General features: G+C 64.2%; 18 protein-coding genes. 12 read left to right on the forward strand and 6 right to left on the reverse strand.

Features of this window, described 5'->3' with window-relative positions:
* Positions 1–122 precede the first annotated feature (122 nt).
* Together rlmN and GL4_RS01370 are read left to right on the forward strand one after the other, a co-directional pair.
* On the forward strand, positions 123–1,319 hold the full coding sequence (gene rlmN / locus GL4_RS01365) for a dual-specificity RNA methyltransferase RlmN (RefSeq protein ID WP_045363702.1): 1,197 nt from the start codon (positions 123–125) through the stop codon (positions 1,317–1,319).
* Positions 1,316–1,879 carry a peroxiredoxin gene (locus GL4_RS01370; RefSeq protein ID WP_045363705.1) on the forward strand — a complete coding sequence of 188 codons (564 nt, stop codon included), beginning with the start codon at positions 1,316–1,318 and terminating at the stop codon, positions 1,877–1,879. Before rlmN ends, GL4_RS01370 begins: the two co-directional genes overlap by 4 nt.
* Positions 1,880–1,882: 3 nt before the next feature.
* Here the strand turns inward: GL4_RS01370 and GL4_RS01375 are convergent, their stop codons facing one another.
* Complete coding sequence (locus GL4_RS01375; RefSeq protein ID WP_045363708.1) at positions 1,883–2,476, reverse strand: 2-hydroxychromene-2-carboxylate isomerase; 594 nt, start codon at positions 2,474–2,476, stop codon at positions 1,883–1,885.
* A gap of 84 nt (positions 2,477–2,560) precedes the next feature.
* On the opposite strand from GL4_RS01375, the gene GL4_RS01380 reads away from it, so the two are divergent.
* Positions 2,561–3,043 (forward strand): hypothetical protein, encoded by a 483-nt coding sequence (locus tag GL4_RS01380; RefSeq protein WP_045363711.1) that lies wholly within the window; start codon positions 2,561–2,563, stop codon positions 3,041–3,043.
* On the opposite strand, the gene GL4_RS01385 is transcribed toward GL4_RS01380, so the two are convergent.
* Complete coding sequence (locus GL4_RS01385) at positions 3,009–3,230, reverse strand: hypothetical protein (protein WP_045363714.1); 222 nt, start codon at positions 3,228–3,230, stop codon at positions 3,009–3,011. The genes GL4_RS01380 and GL4_RS01385 overlap by 35 nt on opposite strands.
* A gap of 227 nt (positions 3,231–3,457) precedes the next feature.
* On the opposite strand from GL4_RS01385, the gene GL4_RS01390 reads away from it, so the two are divergent.
* The 3 genes from GL4_RS01390 (at position 3,458) to GL4_RS01400 (ending at position 6,709) form a co-directional block, all read left to right on the forward strand.
* Positions 3,458–4,282 carry a phosphatase PAP2 family protein gene (locus tag GL4_RS01390; protein WP_052464035.1) on the forward strand — a complete coding sequence of 275 codons (825 nt, stop codon included), beginning with the start codon at positions 3,458–3,460 and terminating at the stop codon, positions 4,280–4,282.
* A 118-nt stretch (positions 4,283–4,400) separates the two neighbouring features.
* Positions 4,401–5,612 (forward strand): argininosuccinate synthase, encoded by a 1,212-nt coding sequence (locus tag GL4_RS01395; protein WP_045363717.1) that lies wholly within the window; start codon positions 4,401–4,403, stop codon positions 5,610–5,612.
* A gap of 32 nt (positions 5,613–5,644) precedes the next feature.
* Positions 5,645–6,709: an NAD(P)H-dependent flavin oxidoreductase gene (locus GL4_RS01400; RefSeq protein WP_045363719.1), complete on the forward strand. Its 1,065-nt coding sequence runs from the start codon at positions 5,645–5,647 to the stop codon at positions 6,707–6,709.
* A 36-nt stretch (positions 6,710–6,745) separates the two neighbouring features.
* Here the strand turns inward: GL4_RS01400 and GL4_RS01405 are convergent, their stop codons facing one another.
* Complete coding sequence (locus GL4_RS01405) at positions 6,746–7,828, reverse strand: cupin domain-containing protein (RefSeq protein ID WP_082025397.1); 1,083 nt, start codon at positions 7,826–7,828, stop codon at positions 6,746–6,748.
* A 240-nt stretch (positions 7,829–8,068) separates the two neighbouring features.
* On the opposite strand from GL4_RS01405, the gene typA reads away from it, so the two are divergent.
* The 3 genes from typA (at position 8,069) to GL4_RS16485 (ending at position 12,707) form a co-directional block, all read left to right on the forward strand.
* Positions 8,069–9,898, forward strand: coding sequence for a translational GTPase TypA (gene typA / locus GL4_RS01410; protein WP_045363724.1), 1,830 nt, complete (start codon positions 8,069–8,071; stop codon positions 9,896–9,898).
* A 118-nt stretch (positions 9,899–10,016) separates the two neighbouring features.
* Positions 10,017–10,523 (forward strand): GNAT family N-acetyltransferase, encoded by a 507-nt coding sequence (locus GL4_RS01415; protein ID WP_045363727.1) that lies wholly within the window; start codon positions 10,017–10,019, stop codon positions 10,521–10,523.
* Between the two features lie 105 nt (positions 10,524–10,628).
* A complete protein-coding gene (locus GL4_RS16485) occupies positions 10,629–12,707 on the forward strand; it encodes a putative bifunctional diguanylate cyclase/phosphodiesterase (RefSeq protein WP_052464036.1) in 2,079 nt (692 codons plus the stop codon).
* Positions 12,708–12,734: 27 nt separating this feature from the next.
* On the opposite strand, the gene GL4_RS01425 is transcribed toward GL4_RS16485, so the two are convergent.
* The gene (locus GL4_RS01425) at positions 12,735–13,304 is read right to left on the reverse strand and encodes a hypothetical protein (RefSeq protein ID WP_045363728.1); all 570 of its coding nucleotides are present in this window, start codon (positions 13,302–13,304) and stop codon (positions 12,735–12,737) included.
* 161 nt (positions 13,305–13,465) lie between these two features.
* Between GL4_RS01425 and dapB the strand changes: the two genes are divergently transcribed.
* Entirely contained in the window at positions 13,466–14,263 is a 798-nt protein-coding gene (gene dapB / locus GL4_RS01430; protein WP_045363729.1) for a 4-hydroxy-tetrahydrodipicolinate reductase, read from the forward strand.
* A 201-nt stretch (positions 14,264–14,464) separates the two neighbouring features.
* Positions 14,465–15,118, forward strand: a complete 654-nt coding sequence (locus GL4_RS01435) for a 2,3-bisphosphoglycerate-dependent phosphoglycerate mutase (RefSeq protein WP_045363730.1) — start codon at positions 14,465–14,467, stop codon at positions 15,116–15,118.
* 21 nt (positions 15,119–15,139) lie between these two features.
* On the opposite strand, the gene GL4_RS01440 is transcribed toward GL4_RS01435, so the two are convergent.
* On the reverse strand, positions 15,140–15,646 hold the full coding sequence (locus GL4_RS01440; protein ID WP_045363731.1) for a DUF2244 domain-containing protein: 507 nt from the start codon (positions 15,644–15,646) through the stop codon (positions 15,140–15,142).
* A 42-nt stretch (positions 15,647–15,688) separates the two neighbouring features.
* Here GL4_RS01440 and nth point away from each other — a divergent pair, with 42 nt between their 5' ends.
* Positions 15,689–16,399, forward strand: a complete 711-nt coding sequence (gene nth / locus GL4_RS01445) for an endonuclease III (RefSeq protein ID WP_045363736.1) — start codon at positions 15,689–15,691, stop codon at positions 16,397–16,399.
* Here the strand turns inward: nth and GL4_RS01450 are convergent.
* Positions 16,396–17,124 carry a sulfate transporter family protein gene (locus GL4_RS01450; RefSeq protein WP_045363739.1) on the reverse strand — a complete coding sequence of 243 codons (729 nt, stop codon included), beginning with the start codon at positions 17,122–17,124 and terminating at the stop codon, positions 16,396–16,398. The two genes, nth and GL4_RS01450, sit on opposite strands and share 4 nt — an antisense overlap.
* Between the last annotated feature and the right edge of the window lie 102 nt (positions 17,125–17,226).

Raw genomic sequence — 17,226 nt, forward strand, 5'->3', positions numbered from 1 at the left:
TACCTCACTGTCGGGCACGCCGGCCTCCGGGTTCGAAAGCCACCCGATGCGGGTGGCTGTCCGCAGCATCTTGGCATTTTCGGTCCGCCTCATGATATGAGGGGCCGAGAAGGCAATTTGTCATGACCACGACCGCCACAATCGATTCGGCCGCAGAGCCGCAGACCGCCGATATACACGCACGGGAAAGTCTTGCCAGGGAAAGCCTTGCCGGGCTTGGCCGTGAAGCGCTGCGCGACCGGCTGACCGCCGCCGGCGTGCCCGAGCGGCAGCTGCGCATGCGCGTCGCCCAGCTTTGGGGCTGGCTCTATGTGCGCGGCGCAACCTCATTCGACGCCATGACCGACGTCGCCAAGGATTTGCGCGCCACGCTGGCGGCGCGGTATTCGCTCGACCGGCCGCAGATCGTCTCCGAGCAGGTCTCGGTCGACGGGACGCGCAAATGGCTGCTTCGGCTCGCGGACGGCAAGGATGTGGAGACGGTCTACATCCCTGAAGAGGATCGCGGTACGCTCTGCATCTCGAGCCAGGTCGGCTGCACGCTGAACTGCACCTTCTGCCACACGGGCACGCAACGGCTCGTGCGCAACCTCACCGCACAGGAGATCGTCGGGCAGATCTTGCTCGCGCGCGACCGGATCGGCGATTGGCCCGGTGCGGTCCCGGACGACCCCACGGGGCTGCCGTCCGGCGAGCGGAAGATCACCAATGTGGTGCTGATGGGCATGGGCGAGCCCCTCTACAATTTCGACAACGTCCGCGAGGCGTGCGCCGTCGCCGCCGACGGCGAGGGGCTCTCCATATCGAAGCGCCGCATCACGCTGTCCACCTCCGGCATCGTGCCGGAGATTCCGCGCTGGGGCGACGAAGCCGGAACGATGCTGGCGATTTCGCTGCACGCCGTGCGGGACGAGCTGCGCGACGAGCTGGTGCCGATCAACCGCAAATGGCCCATCGCCGAACTGCTGGACGCCTGCCGCGCCTATCCGGGCCTCTCCAACGCGAAACGCATCACCTTCGAATATGTGATGCTGAAGGACGTGAACGACTCGATCGACGACGCGAAGGCGCTCGTGCGCCTACTCAAGAAGATCCCCGCCAAGATCAATCTCATTCCATTCAATCCCTGGCCGGGCGCGCCGTACGAGTGTTCCGACTGGGAGCAGATCGAGAAATTCGCCGAGGTCGTCAATCGCGCCGGCTATGCAAGCCCGGTACGCAGCCCCCGCGGCCGCGATATCATGGCCGCCTGCGGCCAGCTCAAGAGCGCGAGCCTAAAGCAGCGCGCGAGCGCGCGTCTCGACGAGGCGCGGGCTTGAGCAGCCTGCAGGACCTGCCGGACGACCTTCCCCGCCCCATCGACGACGGCGCCTGCGATCATCTTGCCGGCATGGCGGTGCCGGAGATTGTCCTTCCCTCGACAAAGGGACGCGACGTCAACCTCGCCCGCCTCGGTCCCGACCGCACGGTTATCTATTGCTATCCGCGTACCGGCGTGCCCGGCGAACCCTTGCCAGACGGGTGGGACGCCATCCCTGGTGCGCGCGGTTGCACGCCGCAGGCTTGCGCCTTCCGCGACCTCGCCGCCGATCTCGCCCGGCTCGGGGCGCGGGTGTTCGGACTCAGCACCCAGGACACGGCCTATCAGCGGGAGGTGGCGGAACGCCTCCATCTTCCATTCGAAATCTTGAGCGATGTCCGGCTCGCATTCACCGAGGCGCCGCGCCTGCCGACTTTCACAGTGGACGGCATGCGGCTGATCAAGAGGCTCACGCTCATCATCCGCGACGGCGCGATCGAGCACGTGTTCTATCCGGTGTTCCCGCCGACCTCGAACACCGCCGATGTGATCGCCTGGCTCGAGGACCACCAGACCTGAGAGCTACCCCTTCGCCCAGCGCAGCGCCGCTTCCAGCCGGTCGTTACCCCAAAACAGTTCGTCGCCAACCGTGAAAGACGGCGCACCAAAGATGCCGCGGGCCTTGGCCTCGTCGACTTGGGCAAACAACGCTTCCTTGTTGGCCGGCGCATTGGCCGCCTCGAAGGCGGCATCCGGATCGACATCGATACCAGACAGAATGTCCCTCAGCGTCCCGTCGTCGGAGATGTCGCGCTGCTCCGCATAATTCGCGGTGAAGACCGCGCGCGTGAACGCCGCCGTCCAGCCGTCCGCTTCGCCGGCAAGCGCGAGCCGCGCGGCCTTCACGCCATTCTGCGGGAAGCGCACCGGCGGCAGTTGCAGCGGCAAGCCTTCTTCGTCACACACGCGAGCGAAGTCGTGCCACATATAGCGCCCCTTGGCGGGATAGATATTGAACGGTGAGTCGTTCCAGCCGAGTTCCTTGAAGATGGGACCGAGCAAGAAAGGCCGCCAGCGGACAACGACGCCTTCCTCAGCCGCGACGTTCGCGATACGCATCGCGGTTATATAAGAGTACGTGCTGGCGAACTCGTACCAGAAATCGATTCTAGGCATGATGCTGATCCCCGGGGCTGCGATGCTTCTTCTATAGTCGCGACAGCAGGAGGCGTCACGGAAAGCAGGGGAACAAAAAGCCGCATGATCGGGCATTTCGTTTGGCGCGGCATCGTCGTCGCCGTGTCGTTCTGCGTTGCCGTCGGGGTCGCGCTCGTTGTGCTGCTCGCACTCGGATCGGTGTGGGTGGGCGACGAGCTACGGGCGATTGCAGTCGAGGACCCGCAGTTTCGCGCCTTCGTGCTTCAGGACCCGGTCCTGCAGGATCCCGACGTGCAGCGGAGCGTGGCGATGACCTTCGGAGCTGTCGTCTTCATCGGGACCGTCGGCCCCGCGCTCACGGCCCTGCCGGCTTTCGCCGCCGCTGTCATCGGTGAGGTCCTGCACGTCCGTTCGTGGATGTACTACGTGCTGGCGGGGGGAGCGGCGCTCGCCGCCATTCCGGTCCTGGCCGGCGCGGCAGCCGACGCGCCCTCTCTGCCCGCGAGCGAGTACATGACCATCTTCGCGACGGCGGGCTTTGCCGGTGGTTTTATTTACTGGCTTCTGGCAGGTCGCGGAGCTTGACGGGCGAACGCGCCTTGTCGTGGTCCACGGCAACGAGCCAGGGCTCCGGCTTGAAGAGCGTCACCGTCTCGCGCCAGGACCGCTTGGCCTGGCTGCGGCGGCGGCGCCAAGCATAGCCGAATTCGCGAAGCAGAGCCGCACGCGACTGTTCCTGCTTTTCGTCTGTATCGATCGTGTCTTTCGTCATCTACGCACTCCTTCGGACCCCCCGAAAGAATCAACACACCTCACTCTGTGTGGTTCCAGCTCGTTGCGCAACAATCATAAAATCGTCACGGGGATTTGGGTTTGCGATATCCCATAGCTGTTGTTGGCATTGTGCGTGCGCTGCGCCATAAAGCCTTGATTTTGGTCATGCGAACCTCGCCGCCAGCATCCCCGCGGCGGCCGGTTCCCTCACGTTAGGAGATAGGCGTGGCGCGCCGCTTGCTGCTCGCGACTCTGGCTCTCGGACTGATCCTGGGTTTGATCTTCGCGATTTTCCCGGAGATCGATCTATGGGCGGCGTCTCTGTTCTACGATCCGCAAACCGGCCGGTTCCCGATGGCGCGCGACGAGGACTGGGAGAGGGTACGCAACCTGGCCTACTGGGTCCCTTATCTCCTCGTCGCCCCGTCGCTATTCGTGCTGATCCGGAAGTTCGTGTTTCCCCGCACCAAGATGGTCATCGCACCGTCCGTGGCGCTTTTCCTCGTCGGATCGTTCATCGCGGGGCCAGGTGTCCTCACCAATCTGGTTCTGAAAGACAATTGGGGGCGCCCGCGTCCCAACCAGGTGGAGCAATTCGGCGGCAAGGCCGACTTCGAACCCTGGTGGCGGCCCGGTGGCGCGTGCCACCGCAATTGCTCCTTCGTCTCTGGCGAGGGCAGCCTCGCCTTCTGGACCGTCGCGCCGGCCATGCTCGCGCCCCCGGCCGCCCGGCCCTTCACCGTGGGCGCGGCGGTGCTCTACGGCATCTCCGTCGGTGGCTTGAGGGTCACGTTCGGACGGCACTTTCTGAGCGACGTCCTCTTCGCCGGCATCTTCACCGTCGGCATGTTGCTGCTGTTCTACTACCTGCTCCTGGCGCCGGGACGCCGCAACGATGCCAGACTGGAGGCGCAGCTCGACAGAGTAGCCTTCGCCCTGCATCGCGGTATTGCCGCGCTTCTTGCCGGTATCGGCACGGGGCTCGCCCGATTGGGGGCGGGCTTGCGCCATTCGGGCCAAGCCCTGCTGCGGCGCGCCGACCCCGACTAGCCAATCCCGCTCGTTGCTCCTGCACCTCTTGCGCGCGGGCGCGCCGCGCCTATAGTCCCGGCCAACGCTGCAATCGCGCCGCAAGCGCGCCTCTCCAAGACTTCGGCAGGACTTCTGAATGGCTGATATCAAGAAGGTCGTGCTCGCCTATTCCGGCGGTCTCGACACCTCCATCATCCTCAAATGGCTCCAGGAAACTTATGGCTGCGAGGTCGTCACCTTCACGGCCGACCTCGGTCAGGGCGAGGAACTCGAGCCCGCCCGCAAGAAGGCGGAGATGCTGGGCATCAAGGAGATCTTCATCGAGGATCTGCGCGAGGAGTTCGTGCGCGACTACGTGTTCCCGATGTTCCGGGCGAACGCGCTTTATGAAGGCGTGTACCTGCTGGGCACTTCCATCGCGCGGCCACTGATCGCCAAGCGGCAGATCGAGATCGCCAAGGAGACCGGCGCCGATGCCGTCTGTCACGGCGCCACCGGCAAGGGCAACGACCAGGTCCGGTTCGAACTCGGCTATTACGCGCTTAACCCAGACATCAAGGTCATCGCGCCGTGGCGCGACTGGGACTTCAAGTCACGGTCCGATCTCATCGAGTTCGCCGAGAAACATCAGATCCCCGTGGCGAAGGACAAGCGCGGCGAGGCGCCGTTCTCCGTCGACGCCAATCTGCTGCATTCGTCCTCGGAGGGCAAAGTGCTCGAGGATCCGAACGTGGAGCCGCCCGCCTACGTGTTTCAACGCACGGTCGCACCAGAGGATGCGCCGGATGAGCCGACGATCATCACCATCGGTTTCGAGAAGGGCGACCCGGTCTCCATCGACGGCATGGCCTTATCGCCCGCGGCGCTCCTTACCAAGCTCAATCAACTCGGCCACGACAACGGTATCGGACGCGTCGACCTCGTCGAGAACCGCTTCGTCGGCATGAAGTCGCGCGGCATATACGAGACGCCGGGCGGCACCATCCTGATCGCCGCGCACCGGGCCATCGAGTCGCTCACCCTCGACCGCGAAGCGATGCACCTGAAGGACCAGCTCATGCCGCGCTATGCGGAACTCGTCTATTACGGGTTCTGGTTCGCGCCCGAGCGAGAGATGCTGCAGGCGTTGATCGACAAGAGCCAGGAGCACGTGGAAGGCGAGGTGACGCTCAAGCTCTACAAGGGCAATGTCATCGTCATCGGCCGCAAGAGCGCAAAGTCGCTCTACTCCGACGAGATCGTCACCTTCGAGGACGACAAGGGCGCTTACGATCAGAAGGACGCGGAAGGCTTCATCAAGCTCAATGCGCTGCGGCTGCGCACGCTTCGCAAGCTGCGAGGGTCGTAGCGGAACGGCAGCGCCGGTAGTACAAAGTCGTCATGACCTGGCCTGACCGACGCCTTCTCGACCTGTTTGGCATCGACGTCCCGATTCTCCTCGCCCCCATGGCCAATTCGGCGGGGGTCGAGCTGGCGATTGAGGTTGCCCGGGAGGGCGGGCTTGGCGCGCTGCCGTGCGCGGTGCTGAGCCCGGCGGAGATCGAAGCCGGGGTCGCCGCCTTCCGGGCAAAAACGGACGCCCCGCTCAACGCAAATTTCTTCTGTCACAGGCCTGAGCCCGAGGACCCGGAGCGCGACCGCGCGTGGCTTGCCCATCTCGCCCCCTATTTCGACGCCGCCGGGGTGGCGCCGCCGGATCTGCCGCTGCCGACCGGCCACGCGCCATTCGGGGAAGCCGAGTGCGCCGCGATCGATTCGGCCAAACCGGAGATCGTCAGCTTTCATTTCGGGCTGCCCCCGGCGCCACTTCTGGCGCGCGTCAAAGACACCGGCTGCAAAGTTATTTCTTCCGCGACCTCGCTCCGCGAAGCCCGCTACCTCGCTGAGAACGGCGTCGACGCGATCATCGCCCAAGGCGCCGAGGCGGGCGGGCATCGCGCCATGTTTCTGGAGACCGACGTTTCGCGTCAGGTCGGGACGTTTGCGCTCGTTCGGAGCATTGCGGCGAACATCGATCTGCCGGTGATCGCGGCGGGCGGCATCGCCGATGGGCAGGCAATCGCTGCATGTTTTGCGCTGGGTGCGGCCGCCGTGCAGATCGGCACGGCCTACCTCCTCACGGACGAGGCCTGGACGCCGCCGCTTCACCGCGCGGCGCTGGCGGATCCGGTGCGCGAAACCGCCATGACGAACGTGCTGACCGGCCGCCCGGCACGGGGTGTCGTGAACCGGTTCATGCGTGAACAAGGACCGATGAACGCCGCGGCGCCACATTTTCCGCGCGGGCGCCCGGCGATTGCGCCGCTGCGTGCGAAGGCCGAGGCCGAAGGCTCGAGCGACTTCTCCCCGCTCTGGTCCGGTCAGGCCGCGACGCTGCCCGGGCCCATGGGTGCCGGCGCGCTAACGCGGTGGCTGTCGGAACACGCCCTCGCGGCAATGGCGTAGCGGCCGCGGCCGTTTCCAACGACCCGACGACCGCGCCTAGGACTCCTCCTCGGGCATGATCACCGCATCGCCGGGCATCTCTTCGAACACGCTTTCCTTCACGCCGAAATTCGTGGAGAGCAGCAGGTCGGGCGTCCCCGCCATCCAGGCGGTGATCGAGATCGACTCGTAAGTGCCGTTGTTGAGCACGACGAGAAGCTCGAGATCCTCCGCGCCGGTGTTCTCGATGTAGTGGCCGAAGCCTTGCGGCACGTAGCCCACATCGCCGGCGGCGAATTCATCCGTGCGCGCCCGCCCGCCCGAGCCGAACACGGTCATGCGGCCCGTGCCCGTAAGATAGTATTGCCACTCCACGGCATTCGGATGCCAATGCAGTTCGCGCATCCCGCCCGGGGCAATCGTCAGCAACGCACCCGTCATCGTCGTCGAGATCGGAAACTCCACCTCCGAGGCGATCCGCATCTCGCCGCCCGGAAACGGCTCGGGCGCCTGGGCGAGAAGACGATAGCGGTGGGTCAGCGGGGGCACGTTGAGCGTGCCGGGCGCAGGGAACGCGTCGAGCGGCGGCGGTACCGGGCCCTTGGCGATATAGACCTCATGGTCGGGAAAGTTCGCGAACGCCGATTCCGGCAGGCCGAAATTCTTGGCCAGCACCTCGTGCGGCGTGTGGCCCAGCCAGTCCGTGATCGAGAACGTGCCGAATTCCGAGAAATAGCCGTTGTCGAACACGAGAATGAAGGTACAGCCGTCGCTCAAGCCTTGGATCGAATGGCCGTGGCCGCGCGGGAAATACCAGACGTCGCCGGGCCCGAAGTCGACGACCTCCGCCTGGTTCTCCGGATCGATAGTGGTGACGCGCGCGTGACCCTCGATCATGTAAGCCCACTCGGCGGCATTGGCGTGCCAATGCAGCTCGCGCACCGCGCCGGGCTCCAAGGTCATGTAGACCCCGGCGAGCGCTTCGGAGACCGGAAACTGGCTGACATTGGCTTCCTTCGCCGTGCCGCCGTCGAACTGCTTGGCGGGGGCATCGCCCAGCGCATAGCGGAACGACGGCAATTCCTTGCCGGAGAGCGACTGGGGCATGGCCCCGAAGGGCGGTTCAGGCGTTTCAGTCATCGCGGGACCTTCATGGGATGGCTACGGTGAGGCGTCGCGTCGCCGGCCTTGCGGCCGGCCGGGCAGGCGCGAGTGTGCCGCATCGCCGACAGCGCGCGCAACGGATATCGAATGTCTGTAACGCACCCATGATCAGGCCGATCGCGCGCCATTGCGGTTGGCGGCAAAATCCCTATATTGCGCCGCAATAACAGCCCGCTGGCGCTTCCGCCCGCGCCTGGCCGAAAGACCTACCCAAATATGAAGCTACGCAACATCGCCATCATCGCGCATGTCGACCATGGCAAGACCACCCTCGTCGACCGCCTCCTCCAGCAGTCGGGCGCTGTCCGCAACAATCAGCGTGTCGACGAACGCGCCATGGACTCCAATGATCTGGAGAAGGAACGCGGGATCACCATCCTGGCGAAGGCCACCTCCATCGTGTGGAACGACATCCGCATCAATGTGGTCGACACGCCGGGCCACGCCGATTTCGGCGGTGAGGTCGAACGCATTCTCAACATGGTCGACGGCGCACTCGTCCTGGTCGATGCGGCCGAGGGCCCGCTGCCGCAGACGAAATTCGTCGTGTCGAAGGCCCTCAAGATGGGCCTCAAGCCGATCGTGGTCATCAACAAGGTCGACCGTCCCGATGCGCGGCCCGACGAGGTTCTGAACGAGATCTTCGATCTGTTCGCGGCCCTCGACGCCAACGACGAGCAGCTCGATTTCCCGGTCCTCTACGGCTCGGCCAAGGAAGGCTGGATGGCCGAAAGCCCCGAGGGGCCGAAGGACCAGGGCATGATGCCGCTGTTCGAGCTGGTTCTCCGGCACGTGCCGGCACCCGCCGTCGAGGAGGGGCCCTTCCAGCTGCTGGGAACGATCCTCGAGGCCAATCCCTATCTGGGCCGCATCGTCACAGGCCGCATCACCTCGGGCACGATTAAGCCCAACGAAATGGTCAAGGTGCTGGACCACGAAGGCAAACTCGTCGAGCAGGGCCGCGTATCCAAAGTGCTCGCATTCCGCGGTCTCGAGCGCGCGGCGCTGGACGAGGCGAGCGCGGGCGACATCGTCTCCCTTGCGGGCCTGCCCAACGCGACGGTCGCCCATACGATCTGCGCCCCGGAAATCGATACCCCGCTGGCGGCCCAGCCCATCGACCCGCCGACGCTGTCCATGACCTTCCGGGTCAACGATTCGCCGCTGGCAGGGACCGAAGGATCGAAGGTCACCGGCCGCATGATTCGCGACCGGCTGCTGCAAGAGGCCGAAGGCAACGTAGCGCTGAAGGTCACAGAATCCGACGAACGCGATTCGATGATTGTCGCCGGCCGCGGCGAGTTGCAGCTCGGGATCCTGATCGAAACCATGCGCCGCGAGGGTTTCGAGCTTTCAGTGTCCCGGCCGCGCGTCTTGTTCAGCCGCGACGAGTCGGGACAGCTTCTGGAGCCGATCGAGGAAGTCGTCATCGATCTCGATGAGGAGCACCAAGGCGCGGTCGTGCAAAAGCTGTCCGAACGAAAGGCCGATTTGATCGAGATGAAGCCGTCCGGCGGCGGGCGGATACGCCTGGTCTTCCATGCGCCGACACGCGGCCTGATCGGATATCAGAGCGAACTCCTGACCGATACGCGCGGCACCGGCATCATCAATCGGCTGTTCCACGGCTATGCGCCGCATAAAGGCGCGATTCAGGGACGGCGCAACGGCGTCTTGATCTCCACCGAACAAGGTGAGGCCGTGGCCTATGCGCTCTTCAACCTGGAAGACCGCGGCCCGATGATGATCGAACCTGGGGCGCGGGTCTATCAGGGCATGATCGTCGGCGAGCATACGCGCGGCAACGACCTCGAGGTCAATGTCTTGAAGGGCAAGAAGCTCACGAATATCCGGACCACGTCGAAGGACGAAGCGGTCCGCCTGACCCCACCGATACGCATGGTCCTGGAGAAGGCCCTCTCCTACATCCAGGACGACGAGTTGGTCGAAGTGACGCCGGACTCGATCCGTCTGCGCAAGCAGCATCTCGATCCGAACGACCGCAAGAAGGCCGAGCGGCAGCGGGAAGCGGAAAACGCCGCCTAGGGGTATGTCCTTTTGCCCGTGCGCACCGGACTCGTGTGCTCGCTTCGCGCGTATCGGAACAAGGGATAACCCAAACGGACCCTTTGCCCGATTGGAGCGGCTGAGCTAGGCTTTGCCTATGTCCGTCGATGTCGCTCAGGTTCGGCCGGCAGGGCCAAAAGACGCAAACGCGCTTGCAACCGCCTACGAGGAAGCATGGCGCGGGGCCTATCAGGGTATTATTCCCCATCTCGATCTCGAGCGAATGATTGCCCGCCGCGGCCAAGGCTGGTGGGAGCGGGTGCTGCAGCGGCGCGCGTCCGTGCTCGTCCTCGACTTTGGAGGTCAGGTGGCGGGCTACGTCACCTTCGGGCGTTGCCGCATCGGTCGCGGCCCGTACCGAGGCGAGATATTCGAACTTTACCTCTCGCCCACCTATCAAGGGTTGGGATTGGGCACCAAGCTCTTCGACGGCGCGCGACAGAAGCTTCACGAATGGCGTCTCCCGGGCCTCCTTGTATGGGCGCTCGCGGACAACGAGGCCGCGTGCGACTTCTACCTAACGCTCGGCGGAAAGCCGATTGCCGAAGGCACTGAGGACTTCAGCGGAACAAGCTTGCGCAAGATCGCATTCGCTTGGCGCTAATTTGCGCCCGCCGATTCAGCAACCATTAACTGTAACCATTCGGTCTGCCTTAACGACCTCGCTCATAGGGTCTCCTATTCAGCTAGGGACGGTAGGGACGACGATATGGCGGAGATCGACAAGCGCGACCGATGGATCATGCTTGGTCTTGTTGTGCTGGGGCTTTTCACGGTGACGGCCGCCGTTCTTTCGGGCGGATCTGCAATCAATTACGCACTTGAGGTCGAGGCCAGCAACGCGGCCCATGCCTGGGGCACGGAGGCCGATAAGCGCCTTCGCGGGGCCTTGGATGGGGAGGAGGCTCTTCCTGCGGGAGAGGCTCTGCACGTCATCGATCCGGCAGCGTTGCGGCGGCACTTGACGTCCGACCCGAGCGCGGCTTCCAGCATGCCGACGATTTCCGTGAATGAGAGCCATCGCAAATTCGCCGACCGGCTTCGGTGGCTCACGGGCGGTCTGCTTGCCGCCGATCCGGGCCGATCCGGCGAGGACGCAGTGAGCAAGATGGAAGGCTTCGCCGTGCTCAGCCCGAGCGGCAAGACCATGGCTGTCGGCGGTCCCATCGCGCCCGATGTCCTTGTCCGTACGCTCCAAACCGGTCAGAACAGAGAGGCCATCGCGGCCGCGGTTGCGCTCAAAGAGATCACGGTCGCCGAGTTGCCGGGCAAGGATCGAAAGAGCCTCGCCATCGTCCCCGTGATCCACAACGGCGATGTGGCCTATCTCTATGCGTTTGAGGTCGACCAGAGCGCTGCGGCGGCCCTCACCAACCTCGCCCTTGTCGTCGTGACCGTGACGACTGGCCTTCTGATCGTGATGGGTTTCTCGGTTCCGGCCGCCATTGCGTCGCGCCGCATCCGCGAGCGTTGGCAGGCAGAGGACAAGATCCGCTATCTCGCCATGCACGACTCCCTGACCGGGCTGCCCAACCGGCTGCAGTTTCGCTATCACCTGGAACAGGCCGTCGCCCGTGCAAAGAGGCATGACACCAAGATTGCCGTCTTCGGCTTGGATCTGGACCGCTTCAAGAACGTCAACTACACCCTCGGCCATGCGACCGGCGATGCCCTGCTTGAAGAGGTTGCCGCCCGGCTGGTCGAGACCCTCCGCGACAGCGATATCGTCGGACGAATGGGCGGCGATGAATTCGCCGTGGTCGCCGAGAACATCGCGGTCCCGGAAGACGCCATGACTTTGGCCAAACGCATTTGCGATGCGCTGGGCGCGCCGTACATGGTCAACGGCCATGAGATCACGACGTCCGCCAGTGTCGGCATCGCTCTGGGACCGATCGCCAATCATCCCGTCGAAATCCTGATGAAGAACGCGGATCTGGCGCTTTACCGGGCCAAGCAGGACGGTCGCAACACGTTCCGCTTCTTCGAGCCGGCCATGGACGCGGCGCTCCAAAGGCGCCGGCGTCTGGAGCACGATCTGCGGAATGCCATCCGCAAGAATCAACTCTATCTCGACTATCAACCGCAGTTCGGTCTCAGCGAAGGACAGTTGACCGGCTACGAGGCGCTGGTGCGTTGGTGGCATCCGACGGAAGGCGAAATCCCGCCGTCGACTTTCGTGCCGATCGCCGAGGAGACGGGTCTCATCGTGCCGCTCGGCGAGTGGATCCTGAAGACAGCCTGCACCTATGCCTTGGGTTGGCCCAGCGACACCAAGCTCGCCGTGAACCTGTCGCCCGCCCAGTTCAAGACCCAAGACGTCTTCGACCTCGTGCGACGGGTGCTGGTAGAGACAGGCCTTGAGCCCGAACGCCTGGAGCTTGAGATCACGGAAAGCACCATTCTGCAGAATACCGACCAAGTCATCGAGACGCTTAGCAGGCTGGACCAGCTCGGTGTTTCGATTGCAATGGACGACTTCGGCACCGGCTATTCGAGCTTGTCCTACCTGACCCGTTTCCCGGTGAGGAAGATCAAGATCGACCGCTCCTTCATCGATACGCTCGGCACGAACGAGCAGACGAGCGCGATCGTCTCCAGCATCGTCGGCCTTGGCCAATCCCTGCATGTGACGATCACGGCCGAGGGCGTCGAAACCGAGGGGCAGGCGGCCATGCTGAAGCGCTGGGGCTGCGATCAGGTTCAGGGATACTATTACGGCCGGCCGGAGGCCGAGGTGCCCGCAAACCCGCTCGAAGACGTGCCGCTCGACCGCAACGTCGCGTGATGGCTTGAAACGAGCCGCAGCCGGTCGTCAGTCGACCGGCTGACCGCCCGGGCCGTATGTCCGCGGCCGGTCACGTTCACATGAAAACCGGCGCGCGTCCTTGTCCGCGATCTCGCGGGCCAGTCTGTTCGCGTCCGGGTTCGCCTCCGCGCGCACATAGGCGACATGGCAGGCGTCCGTTTCGCCCAGCTTGGTGACCACCAGGGTCGACCCCTTGCTGAGGCCGTCCGAGTCCCAATGGTATCGGAGGATCGTGGCGAACGGCTTCCCGTCCTCGACCCGCCACTCCAGCGTTTCGCCGGTCGTGTTGAACATCGGGAGGGTCTGTCGGGCGGCCGTCTGATCCCTCGCCCGGTTGCCGTAGGACACGAACATGCGCAAATCGCCCTCGGCGACCCGGACGGCCATGCCGCCGTACCCCTTGCAGCGAAACACCGCGCCTTGCTCGGCCATCGCGGGCGGCGTGACGGCGTCGCATTTCTCCAGGACGAGGGGCGTATAGGCGCTTTCGGCGGCTCCGGCGGCCGGCGCCGTGGGCACGAGAAGCCCGGCCCCAGCCAAAATGGCGGCGAATGTCCGGCTCCCAGGCCCCGTCATGTCCGAAAGCCCCCTACTTTGGTCCAGTGAGGTTGAGCGCTTGCCGGACTTGTGACAAGCGTCCGGTCGTCATACAACGGCACCGCACAATTTTTTGCCGTCAGCCATCGTAGCCCGGCGGCTCGACGAATGCATCGGGGGCGCCACGCACCATGAGTGACATGAGGATCGCGGTACTCGGTGCTGCCGGGCGCATGGGCCAGGCCCTGACCCGCGCCCTGCACGCGACCCCGGGCTGCGAAATCGCCGGCGGCCTCGAGACGGCGGGCTCGCCGGCTGTCGGCTGCGATATCGGCGAGATCGCCGGCCTTGATCCTGTTGGGGTCTCAATCACCGACGATCCTCATGCGCTCTTCGCCCACGCGGAAGGCGTTCTCGACTTCACCCTGCCCCATGCGACGACCGAGTTCGTGGCGCTCTCCGCTCAGGCCCGGATCGTCCATGTCATCGGCACGACCGGTTTTAGCGACGAGCAGCTTTCCCGGATCGATGCCGCCGCCCGGCACGCCACCATCGTAAAGGCCGGCAATATGAGCATGGGCGTCAATCTCATGGCGGCGCTGACGAAGCGCGTCGCCGAGATCTTGGGGCCCGAGTTCGATATCGAAATTCTGGAGATGCACCACCGCCACAAGCGCGACGCGCCGTCGGGCACCGCGCTGATGCTCGGCGAGGCGGCCGCACAGGGGCGGGCAGTCGCGCTCGCGGATAAGGCGGTCCGGACGCGCGAAGGCGAGACAGGCCCGCGCGCCGAAGGCGACATTGGTTTCGCTACGCTCCGGGGCGGCGACGTCGTCGGCGAGCACAGCGTGATCTTCGCCGGTCCTGGCGAGCGTTTCGAGCTGACACATATTGCATCCGACCGCGGCATTTTCGCCCGCGGGGCGGTTCGCGCGGCCCTCTGGGCCCGGGGACGGCCGCCTGGGCTATACTCGATGGCGGATGTGCTTGGACTGTAACAACGCAGTGATAGTTCGGTTGGGGACATCCGATGGCAGCGCTAAGGCCTTGTTATCCTTGCAGCCAAAAAGTCACCCCAATGGGCGGTAATAGTGACCATGGCTCTTACACATGCGGACTTATAATCGCCGCCAAGAAGAGGCCTCCACGGCGTCGAAGGGCCAATTGAGCAGACGATGACAGGGCGGTATTCAGGGGACATGCTTCAAAAGACGAGCGATCGACCAGACGGCTCAGACAACGTTCTTGTTTTGGTCCGGCACGGCCAAAGCGAGTGGAACCGCCTCAATATGTTCACGGGCTGGAAGGATGTCGGCCTGAGCGAGGAAGGCGTCTCCGAAGCGCATCGGGCCGGTCAGCGGCTCAAGGACGAGGGCCTCGTTTTCGACAGCGCCTTCGCGTCCACATTGAAGCGCGCCCACAACACGCTCGACATCATCCTTGGCGAAGTGGGTCAGGGCAAACTCCCCATCATCAAGGCAGCCGCGCTCAACGAGCGCGACTATGGGGACCTTGTGGGAATCAACAAGGAAGAGGCCCGCAAGCGTTTCGGTGCCGAGAAGGTTCAGATCTGGCAGCGCTCTTACGATGTCGCGCCGCCGGGTGGCGAATCCCTGAAGGATACGGCCGCGCGGGTGTGCCCCTTTTTCGATCGTTGGATCGTCCCAGAGCTGCAATCCGGCAAGAACGTGATCGTGGTCGCGCACGGTAACTCCCTGCGCTCGCTGATCATGGAGCTGGACAAGCTCACGCCGGAAGAGGTTCAGCACTACTCCCTGGCGACCGCCACACCGGTGATCTATCGGGTCAAGGCGGACGGAACCCTCGCCGAGAAGCGCAGCCTCGCCGCGTAACGCTTCAGCCGTTTCAGGTCACTAGACGGCCGGTGCGCTGCCTTCGCGCAGCGCCGCTTTCAGCGCATCCGCAAAATCTTCCCGCTCCGGATCGGTCAGAAATGCGCCGAACACGAGCCGCTTGCCGTGGCTGGCCAGAGACAGCTCCGAGGAGAGCCCGACGCGCTCCTCGACCCGGACCCGGACCCAGTAGGGATTGAACCGCCAGGACTGCTCTTTTCCATTGGGCGCGACGCGCGTCACCGTCAGCGCCTCGTCGGTGAGCGCCACGGTCTCGTACACCCGCAAGGCCCTGAAATTGATTCGGAACGCCACATAGACGAGCAGCACATCGAGGCCCATGAACCCGAGGATGGGCCAAGCCCCCATCAGGAAAAACATGAGTCCTGTGCCGAAGGAAACCGCACTGATGGCGGCCATGAAAATCACAAAGCCCTTGGGTCCCAGAGACCGGTGCGGGGTCAGCACCGCACGAAATCGAGGCTCGCTGTCATCGGGGCCTTGCGGCAGGGTCGGCGTGTCTGTCATAGCGTTCACAATAATACAGCCGGGAAGGGTGGCACAACGCAAGTGGCGGTCGGATCGAGAAAGGGTGAGGCGCCGAAACGGCGCCCGGCGCGCCGGCGCTCGGGCACCAAGCTGACCCGCGCGCAGATCGAGGAAATGTTCGCGCGCTTCGAAGCGCTCGATCCCGATCCGCGGACGGAATTGAACTACCGCAATCCGTTCACGCTCCTCGTCGCGGTGGTACTTTCCGCCCAGGCCACCGACGCATCCGTTAACCGCTGCACACCGGCTCTCTTCGAGATCGCCGAGACACCCGAGAAAATGGCCGCTCTTGCCGAAGAAGACGTCAGTGAACGGATCAAGACAATCGGGCTCTTCCGCAACAAGGCTAAGAACGTGATCGCGCTGTCGAAGAAGATCGTCGCCGAGCACGGCGGCAAGGTGCCCGAGAGCCGCGAGGATCTCGAGGCGCTGCCGGGCGTGGGACGCAAAACCGCAAATGTCGTTTTAAACGTCGCGTTCGGCCAGCCCACGATCGCCATCGACACGCACATCTTCCGGGTCTCCAACCGCACCGGCCTCGCGCCCGGAAAAACCCCGTTGCAGGTGGAGGAGACCCTCGAGCGCGTGATCCCCGACCGGTACAAGCGCCACGCCCATCATTGGCTGATCCTGCACGGACGTTATGTGTGCAAGGCCCGTAAGCCCGAATGCTGGCGCTGCCATATAGCCGATCTGTGCACCTTCAAGAAAAAGATCGAGGCGCCCACTTAGACCCTCGTCGTTTGCGCGGCAGGCTCTTGTGCTGCTTGGCGTTGTCCGGAACCCGGCAGTCCGGGCTTCGTCTTGGCGGCAATGCGTTTCCACATGCGCACCATGAACCCCGTCGCAAAGAGCGGCGTGAGAAGGTTGAGGATCGGCACGGACGCCACGGCCGCGATCACCAGCCCGCACAACAACACGGTCGTGGTGTTGGCCTTGCGGATGCGCTTGGCCTCGCGCGCGCTTACATGCCGCATGGCCGCAAGTTCGAAATACTCGCGTCCGAGCAGATAACCATTGCCCACGTAGAACGCGATCAAATTGACGCCCGGCACCAACAGAAGGAGCAGCGCGACGAGATTGACGATCAGGACGACGAAGAAGAATCGGATCGCCAGCCATATGGATCGCGCGATCGGTAACTCCCGGCCCGGCGGATCGGCCGGAAACCCCTGTTGCTCGACGACGGCGGCGATATCGTCGAGATAGAGGCCCGCGATCAGTGACGTCACCGGTGGTACGAGGAAGATCGAGGCCGCGACCAGCGCAAGCCCGCCGAGAACCTGAACGGATGTCTCGATCCAATCCGGCCACGCGACGAAATGCGCGAACGACCACTGGATGGCGATGAAAAGCCCTGCCAGCAAGGCGAGCGTAAAAGCCACGCACTTCACCATGACCGAGCGGAATGGCGGCGAGAAGAGTTCCCCAAAGGCTTGACGTGCTGCGCTAAGCATGACTTGTCCTGCGTCTGTCGGCTGGAGGGAATATAGCGATGGCAGATCGCGACGCCAGCAGCCACATCTGACGTGAACGAAGCTGAACCGGGAGAATTGGCG

It is taken from the genome of Methyloceanibacter caenitepidi (assembly GCF_000828475.1).
GTDB classification, from domain to species: Bacteria; Pseudomonadota; Alphaproteobacteria; order Rhizobiales; family Methyloligellaceae; genus Methyloceanibacter; species Methyloceanibacter caenitepidi.

Excerpts from the sequence above, each read along its gene's own strand:
- rlmN (WP_045363702.1), top strand. The coding sequence starts at position 123 with ATGACCACGACCGCCACAATCGATTCGGCCGCAGAGCCGCAGACCGCC.
- GL4_RS01375 (WP_045363708.1), bottom strand. The coding sequence starts at position 2,476 with ATGCCTAGAATCGATTTCTGGTACGAGTTCGCCAGCACGTACTCTTAT.
- GL4_RS01380 (WP_045363711.1), top strand. The coding sequence starts at position 2,561 with ATGATCGGGCATTTCGTTTGGCGCGGCATCGTCGTCGCCGTGTCGTTC.
- GL4_RS01385 (WP_045363714.1), bottom strand. The coding sequence starts at position 3,230 with ATGACGAAAGACACGATCGATACAGACGAAAAGCAGGAACAGTCGCGT.
- GL4_RS01395 (WP_045363717.1), top strand. The coding sequence starts at position 4,401 with ATGGCTGATATCAAGAAGGTCGTGCTCGCCTATTCCGGCGGTCTCGAC.
- GL4_RS01400 (WP_045363719.1), top strand. The coding sequence starts at position 5,645 with ATGACCTGGCCTGACCGACGCCTTCTCGACCTGTTTGGCATCGACGTC.
- GL4_RS01405 (WP_082025397.1), bottom strand. The coding sequence starts at position 7,828 with ATGACTGAAACGCCTGAACCGCCCTTCGGGGCCATGCCCCAGTCGCTC.
- typA (WP_045363724.1), top strand. The coding sequence starts at position 8,069 with ATGAAGCTACGCAACATCGCCATCATCGCGCATGTCGACCATGGCAAG.
- GL4_RS01415 (WP_045363727.1), top strand. The coding sequence starts at position 10,017 with ATGTCCGTCGATGTCGCTCAGGTTCGGCCGGCAGGGCCAAAAGACGCA.
- GL4_RS16485 (WP_052464036.1), top strand. The coding sequence starts at position 10,629 with ATGGCGGAGATCGACAAGCGCGACCGATGGATCATGCTTGGTCTTGTT.
- GL4_RS01425 (WP_045363728.1), bottom strand. The coding sequence starts at position 13,304 with ATGACGGGGCCTGGGAGCCGGACATTCGCCGCCATTTTGGCTGGGGCC.
- dapB (WP_045363729.1), top strand. The coding sequence starts at position 13,466 with ATGAGGATCGCGGTACTCGGTGCTGCCGGGCGCATGGGCCAGGCCCTG.
- GL4_RS01435 (WP_045363730.1), top strand. The coding sequence starts at position 14,465 with ATGCTTCAAAAGACGAGCGATCGACCAGACGGCTCAGACAACGTTCTT.
- GL4_RS01440 (WP_045363731.1), bottom strand. The coding sequence starts at position 15,646 with ATGACAGACACGCCGACCCTGCCGCAAGGCCCCGATGACAGCGAGCCT.
- GL4_RS01450 (WP_045363739.1), bottom strand. The coding sequence starts at position 17,124 with ATGCTTAGCGCAGCACGTCAAGCCTTTGGGGAACTCTTCTCGCCGCCA.